The 6,678-nt window shown below is 67.7% G+C and carries 6 protein-coding genes; 5 read left to right on the top strand and 1 reads right to left on the bottom strand.

Going from position 1 to position 6,678, the window contains the following annotated elements; all coding sequences use genetic code 11:
• The first annotated feature begins 187 nt into the window (after positions 1 to 187).
• From ACT3SQ_RS03885 to ACT3SQ_RS03865, 5 genes are all read left to right on the top strand, one after another.
• Complete coding sequence (locus ACT3SQ_RS03885; protein ID WP_441445008.1) at positions 188 to 568, top strand: hypothetical protein; 381 nt, start codon at positions 188 to 190, stop codon at positions 566 to 568.
• Positions 569 to 627: 59 nt separating this feature from the next.
• On the top strand, positions 628 to 1,512 hold the full coding sequence (locus tag ACT3SQ_RS03880) for a class I SAM-dependent methyltransferase (RefSeq protein ID WP_441445007.1): 885 nt from the start codon (positions 628 to 630) through the stop codon (positions 1,510 to 1,512).
• A 262-nt stretch (positions 1,513 to 1,774) separates the two neighbouring features.
• On the top strand, positions 1,775 to 3,043 hold the full coding sequence (locus tag ACT3SQ_RS03875) for an ABC transporter substrate-binding protein (RefSeq protein ID WP_441445006.1): 1,269 nt from the start codon (positions 1,775 to 1,777) through the stop codon (positions 3,041 to 3,043).
• A gap of 86 nt (positions 3,044 to 3,129) precedes the next feature.
• Positions 3,130 to 4,086 carry a carbohydrate ABC transporter permease gene (locus tag ACT3SQ_RS03870; RefSeq protein WP_441445005.1) on the top strand — a complete coding sequence of 319 codons (957 nt, stop codon included), beginning with the start codon at positions 3,130 to 3,132 and terminating at the stop codon, positions 4,084 to 4,086.
• Positions 4,083 to 4,991, top strand: coding sequence for a carbohydrate ABC transporter permease (locus ACT3SQ_RS03865; protein WP_444502353.1), 909 nt, complete (start codon positions 4,083 to 4,085; stop codon positions 4,989 to 4,991). Before ACT3SQ_RS03870 ends, ACT3SQ_RS03865 begins: the two co-directional genes overlap by 4 nt.
• A 199-nt stretch (positions 4,992 to 5,190) precedes the next feature.
• On the opposite strand, the gene ACT3SQ_RS03860 is transcribed toward ACT3SQ_RS03865, so the two are convergent.
• Positions 5,191 to 5,901 carry a hypothetical protein gene (locus ACT3SQ_RS03860; RefSeq protein ID WP_441445003.1) on the bottom strand — a complete coding sequence of 237 codons (711 nt, stop codon included), beginning with the start codon at positions 5,899 to 5,901 and terminating at the stop codon, positions 5,191 to 5,193.
• Positions 5,902 to 6,678: the final 777 nt, after the last annotated feature.

The following is a 6,678-nucleotide window of genomic DNA, read 5'->3' as shown; positions in this document are numbered from 1 at the left end:
GACGTCCCCCTTCTCCTCGGTCGCTAGAGTATGGCGGGGAGAGGGCCGCCACCAGGGGGAGAACTCCCCATGGCAGCGTCCCGAGGCGTCCGGCCCACCGGGTCCCACGACGCAGCAGCAATCGCCATCGACCCGGGGGAGCAGAGCAGTGAGCGCGGAGCACCTCGAGAGTCCTCATGAGCCTGGGGTGGCGTCTGTGCCTGGGGTGACGTCGCGGCGCCGCACCGTCTTCGCTGCACTGTCGATCGTGCTGGGCGCGCTCGGCGCCGCGTGGTCGGGCGTGGTCACGGCGCTCGTCTTCGAATCCGCCCGCGTCACGTACTACTTGCCGGCGCCAGATTCGACAGTGGCCACCGAACATCATGACTGGCACCTGCCCTCTCTGCTGCTCACGCCGCTCGGTGCCCTCGCCCTCCTCCTCGCGGCCATCGCCCTCGCGCTCGGGGGATGGGGGCTCGTGCGCCGACGCGGGGTGCGAGGCTGGGTGCTCGTGCTGCCCTGCCTCGCCCTGGCGCTCGCCACTGCCGTGCTGGCCCTCGCCGCCGGGATGTCCCAGGACACGTACTGAGCAGGCTCGTGCTGCGCGGGCGCGATTCCCCACCGACGGCGAGGTCCTAGGATTCGGTCGTGCCTGATGCGCTGAACTCGTCCGATCCGCGGAACCCGCCGGTCCCCCCGATCTCCTCGCGCGACGCGCCCCGCTTCGGCAGCGCCGAGCGGAAGAGGGCGCTCGCCGCCGCTTTTCAGGAGCAGGGTGAGGACTATGACCGCTTGCGCCCCGGCTATCCGGACGCCGTGCTCGACGTGTTCCTCGCCCAGGTCGCGGCGCCTCCCGGCAGTACCGCGGTGCGTGCGATCGACCTCGGTGCCGGGACGGGGAAGCTGTCCTGGGCGCTTGCCGGACGAGGGCTGGACGTCACCGCTGTGGACACCAGCCCCGCCATGCTCGAGACCGCACTGCGCCGCAGGCCGACGGGCCCGCCCCCGTTCGCTGGCCGTGCCGTCACCACCCGCGTGGCCCCTGCGGAGGACACGGGCCTGCCCGCGAGTTCCGCCGCGCTGATCACCGTCGCCCAGGCCTGGCACTGGTTCGATGCCGAAGCGGCGTCGGCCGAAGTAGTGCGGCTGATGGCGCCCGGGGGCGTGCTCGCGCTGGTGTGGAACATGCTCGATGTGACGATCCCCTGGGTCCATCGCCTCTCCCGGATCATGCACGCCGGCGACATCCACCGCGAGGACTTCCTGCCCACCGTCGGACCAGGCCTCGAGCTCACCGGGCGCAGCCTGCACCGCTGGGAGGACCCGATGCCCACGCAGGACGTCATCGATCTGGCCCGCACCCGCAGCTACGTCATCACCGCCCCCGAGGAGCGCCGGTCGAAGGTGCTCGCGAACCTCGACTGGTATCTGCACGAGCACCTGGGCCATGCCCCCGGGGACGTGGTCGGGGTCCCGTACCGCACCGACGTCTTCCTCTATCGGCCGACGGGAGAGCCGGGCACCGCTGTCTGAGTCAGACACCGCTGGCTGAGTACGGCCCCGCTGGCTGAGTCCGCCGCCGCCGCGGCTTGACCCTCTCGTGATCTCTTCGTTGTTGACCTGGGTCACATCCCCGGCTAGCGTATAGAAATCGTTTGCCGTCGTCGTCGGCTGCCGTCATCGTTGCCGGGTCGCTGTCGATCCCTGCCACTCCCGACGAGTCGATGGCCGAACGCACGTCCCGGGACACATCACCTGCCGCCCGGCGGTGACCCGCCTGTTTCAAGGAGGAGACATGGTCGACACAATCTCTCGCCGCAGCGCCCTGGGTGTCGGCGCAGCCGGCGCCGCCGCGCTCGGACTGGCCGCCTGTGGTGGTGGCGGCAGTGACACCGCGGAGGCCCCGCCGGAGAGCTCGGAAGACATCTCCGGCTCGATCGTCATGTGGATCTATCCGCTGAGCGACTCCGCGAGTGCCGAGTCCTACCAGCCCTACGTCGACTCCTTCAAGGAGAAGTACCCCAACGTCACCGTCGAGGTGGTCCAGCAGCCCTGGGCCAACCGCGAGGAGCAGCTGACCACCGCGATCAGCGGCGGCAACGCCCCGGACGTCGTCTACTTCAACCCCGACTTCGTGCCCCGCTTCGCCGTCGAGGACCTGCTCGTGAACCTCGATGATCTGCGCGACGACTGGGACAGCGCCTTCGTCCCCGCCTCGCTCGAAGCGATGACCTACGAGGGCTCCCTCTACTCTGCCCCGATCCTGATGCAGGCCTCGCAGACCTTCGCCAATCAGAAGGTCCTCGACGAGATCGGCATGGAGGGGCCCACCACCTGGGACGAGCTGCGCGCCGTGGGCGCCGCCGCGAAGGAGAAGGACTACTACCTGCTGGAGTACAGCGGCGACGCCACTTTGAACCACAACTACTACATGTACCTCTGGCAGGCCGGTGGAGAGGTGCTCAGCGAGGACATGAGCACCGCGGCCTTCAACAGCCCCGAGGGCCTCGAGGCGCTCGAGTTCGTCAAGGAGATCGTCGACAACGGCTGGGCACCCAAAGAGCCGATCAGCGTGGTGCTCCCCTTCGAGCAGACCGACCTCGCCCAGGGCAAGGTCGCGTACAGCATGGGCAGCAACATCGGCTCGGTCCGCGCGGTGCTCAAGGATCCGCTGACCATCCTGCCGCCGCTGACGTACAAGGAGCAGGTCGCGATCGGCTCCGTCGGCGCACTGTCGATCTTCAACACCACCGAGGCTCCCGAGGCCGCGGCCGCCTGGGTCCACCACCTCACCGAGCCCGACTTCATCGAGTTCGTGTGCTCGGAGTTCGTCTACTACTCCCCGCGCACCGACGTCACCGGGATCCATGACGACGATGAGCAGGTCGCGGAGTTCGAGCAGTACCTCGACGTGGTCAACGCCGGCATCATCCACCCCAAGGCCCGGGAGATCATCGACGTGATGAAGCCCGAGATCCAGGCGGTGCTGCTGCAGGGCAAGGACCCGCAGGAGGCGCTCGACACCATGGAGACCACCGTCAACGAGCTGCTCGCGCGAGGCTGACCACACCCGATCCGCGCGCCGGGCACACCAGCACCACGTGCACGAGCACCACGTGCCCGGCGCGCCGCAGTCCTGAGAGGAGCCGCATGTCCACGTCCGTGGCACCCGGCACCACCGATACCCCGGCCGACGACGTCGAGCCTTCTGTCGTCACGCCTCGGGTGGCGTCATGGCGGGAGCTGGCAACGTCCCGTGGGGCGCTGATCGCGTATGCGTTCATCTTCCCGTATGTGGCGTTCTTCCTGGCGTTCCGCATCATCCCGGCGCTCTACGGGATCGTGCTGAGCCTGGGTGACTTCTCGCTGTCGGGGCGGTTCAAGTTCGTGGGGCTGGAGAATTTCACGCGCCTGTTCCAGGACGATGTGTTCTGGCATTCGCTGCAGGTCACCGCGATCTATGCGGTGCTGGCGATCCCGTTGTCGGTGGTGCTGTCGCTGTTCATGGCGCAGTTGTGCAACCGCACGATGCGGGGGATGTCGTTCTACCGGGCGCTGTTCTTCCTGCCGGTGGTGACCTCGCCGGTGATCTCGGGGATCATCTTCGTGTGGCTGTTCTCCGGTGGCGGCCCGATCGATGAGACCCTCGGCCTGCTCGGGGTGGAGCTGGGCTCCTGGCTCCAGCATCAGGTGCTGGTCCTGCCCGCTCTGGCGCTGGTCGCGGCGTGGGGCAGCTTCGGCTACAACATGCTGATCCTGCTCGCGGGGATGCTCGCGATCCCGCCGGACTACTACGAAGCCGCCGAGCTGGACGGCACGTCGGCCTGGCAGCGGTTCCGATACATCACGCTGCCGCTGCTGAAGCCGGCGCTGTTCTTCGTGCTGGTGCTGGAGACCGTCAAGAGCTTCCAGGCCTTCGACATCATCTACGTGATGACCGGTGGTGGCCCTGCCCGCGGCTCCTACACCATGACCTTCATGATCTTCGACCAGGGCTTCGGATACTTCGAGTTCGGGTATGCCAGCGCCGTGGGTGTGGTGCTGCTGGTGATCACGCTGGTGCTGTCCCTGATCCAGCGCCGCCTCGTGGGAGGGAACAACTCATGACCTCTACTTCCACCACTTCGAACACTTCCACTGCTTCGAGCGCTGCAGGTGCTGGCGGGCGTCGCGGGCCGGGGCTGCGCCGGCGGGCACCGCTGGGAGTGCGGGCCCGGAAGCATCTGATCCATATCCCGCTCGCGGTGATCGGGTTGGTGACGCTGTTCCCGTTCCTGGCGATGGTGATCATCTCCCTGCACCCGGGGATCCCGGTGCAGGTCCCCGACATCTTCTTCAACGCCGACCTGTCGCTGGAGGCGTATCGGCAGGCGCTGCGCAGCTCTCACATCCCGCGCTGGGCGGTGAACACCACCATCTACGCGGTGGTCTCGGTGGTGCTGGTGCTGTTGTTCGCCTCGATGGCCGGGTACGCCTTCGCGAAGAAGAAGTTCCTGGGCCGCGAGGTGATCTTCTGGGTGTTCATCGCGATGCTGATGATCCCGTACCAGCTCACGATCATCCCGCAGTACCTGCTGGTGGGCCAGATCGGTGGCCTGGACTCGATGTGGGGCCTGATCCTGCCCACCGTCGCCAACGCGCAGGCGATGTTCCTGATGCGTCAGTTCATCCAGGACATCCCCGATGAGCTGATCGACGCGGCGAAGATCGACGGTGCTGGAGAGCTGCGGGTCTACTGGTCGATCATCCTGCCCCAGACCAAACCGATCCTCGCGACCCTGGGGACCTTTGTGTTCCTGTGGCATTGGAACGACTTCCTCTGGCCCCTGGTCGCCCAGCAGTCCCCGGACAACTACGTCCTCACCGTCGGACTCAACAGCCTCCAGGAGCAGAACGTCTCCCTCGCGACCCTGATGGCCTCGGCCGTGGTCATGTTCATCCCCGCCCTGCTCGTGTTCATCTTCCTCCAGCGCTACTTCGTGCGCGGAGTGATGATGAGCGGCATCAAGTAGGCATCACCCCAGGACGTAGGCATCACCCCCGGTCCCCTCTCAGCTGTTGCTTGGCAAGTGCTCCGGCGACAGCAGAGAGGGGATCGATGGGATGGCCGTCGCCGACCCCGTCGCCGACCCCGTCGCCGTCGCCCTCGCCGACCCCGACCCTGTCGCCGACGCGGGTGGGTGCGCCGTGCGTACGAACGGAGTCCGCCACCTATGGGCGCCACCCACGGGCGGACAGCGCCTCGCGGACAATGCGGAGGGCGCTCGCGCAGTCCTCGCCGACGTCCTTGCTGTACAGCCGCACCTCCAGCCACCCCGCCTGGGCCGCACGGCGAGCGCGCTCGATGTCCCTCTCGATCTGCTTCGGGTCGTTGTGACCCTGCAACTTTCCCTTTCCCTGGCCCTCGTACTCGACGCAGACGCGATACTCGGGCCAGAGGAAATCCGGCTCATGACGCGACACCCCGTCCGTCCCGATCAGCGGGACATTGAGCTGCGGCGTCGGCAGCCCCGCGCGGGCGAACGCCATGCGGAGAAGAGTCTCCCGCGGGGAGCCGGCGCCGATGCGCACGTCCTCGAGAGCCCGACGCAGCGCTGCGGCATGACGGCCGGTGCAGAGCTGGCGCAGCTCCTCGATCGTGCACCAGGGTTCGGTTCTCCCCTGCTCGAGGCCGGGACGCGGAATCCGCACCAGGTGATCTCCGATCGCGACCAGCCATAAATGGGGGAGTGCGGCGGCCAGATCACGCCAGGTCCGGGCACGGGTCGTCAACCGCACCTGTGCCAACGGGAGCTCGGAACCGTCAGGTTCCGGCGCGAGCCGGTACCTCGCCGAGCGCACCTGAGCGGCATCGAGGACGAACTCGTGCCAGCGGACGACCTCATCGGAACCCGCACGCCCACCGGATATGGAGAAGTGCACCGGACTGCTGGATGACCAGGACTCTGGGTCGAGAGAGAGCGGGAAGCTCTGCATCCGCGCGGCGGAGAGGCCGACGACTACGGCAGCCGGGTCCTCCCGGCAGATCGCGGCGGCGATGTCTTGCTCCGTGAGTTTCCAGCCCGTGCGAGAGAGCAACCCGGCCGGAGCACGGTGAGGTCCTTGCGCCGCAGGCGCTCCGGGGAGACCCCCGCGCGAAGTGCCTCAGTGCGGGTGAAGACACGCCACTGAAGCGAGGCGGGGAGCGGAGCCGGTCGAGGCGTCATGTCCTCAGGGTGCCTTCGGAGGTGGGCAGTGCCTCTGCGCCATCCACATTCCCGGATTGGGGAGGAACGGACCCTGGACAGGTGCCCGGTCCAGTCCAGCCCAGCCCAGCCCAGCCCAGTCCAGCCCATCCCAGCCCAGCCCAGCCGAGCCCAGCACAGCCCAGGGCGAGGCTGAGGGCAAGGGAGCCCACCAGGGCGTGACGACCGGGTGTGACGTGGCGTCCCGTCTCAGCTGTCGCTTGGCGAGCGTGCAGGCGACAGTAGAGAGGGGATCGACGTGATCTGTCCGGAGCATCCCCTCTCAGCTGTCGGTGAGAGGGCCCCGAAGTGACAGTTCAGAGGGGATACCTGCCAGTAGCCAAGAGAGGTGCGGAGGGAGGCGCCCAGAGAGGGGTGGAGAGAGGTGCCCAAAAAGTGGTGGAGAGAGGGGTGGGAGAGGCGTGGAGAGGGTGGCTGGCGGACGAGAGGTTCAGTGGGCTGGCGGAGCGTGGAG

The organism is Brachybacterium sp. AOP42-C2-15 (genome assembly GCF_052377065.1).
GTDB lineage: Bacteria > Actinomycetota > Actinomycetes > Actinomycetales > Dermabacteraceae > Brachybacterium.
Note: the sequence above shows the minus strand (reverse complement) of the source record. Positions and strands in the feature narration are given on the sequence as shown.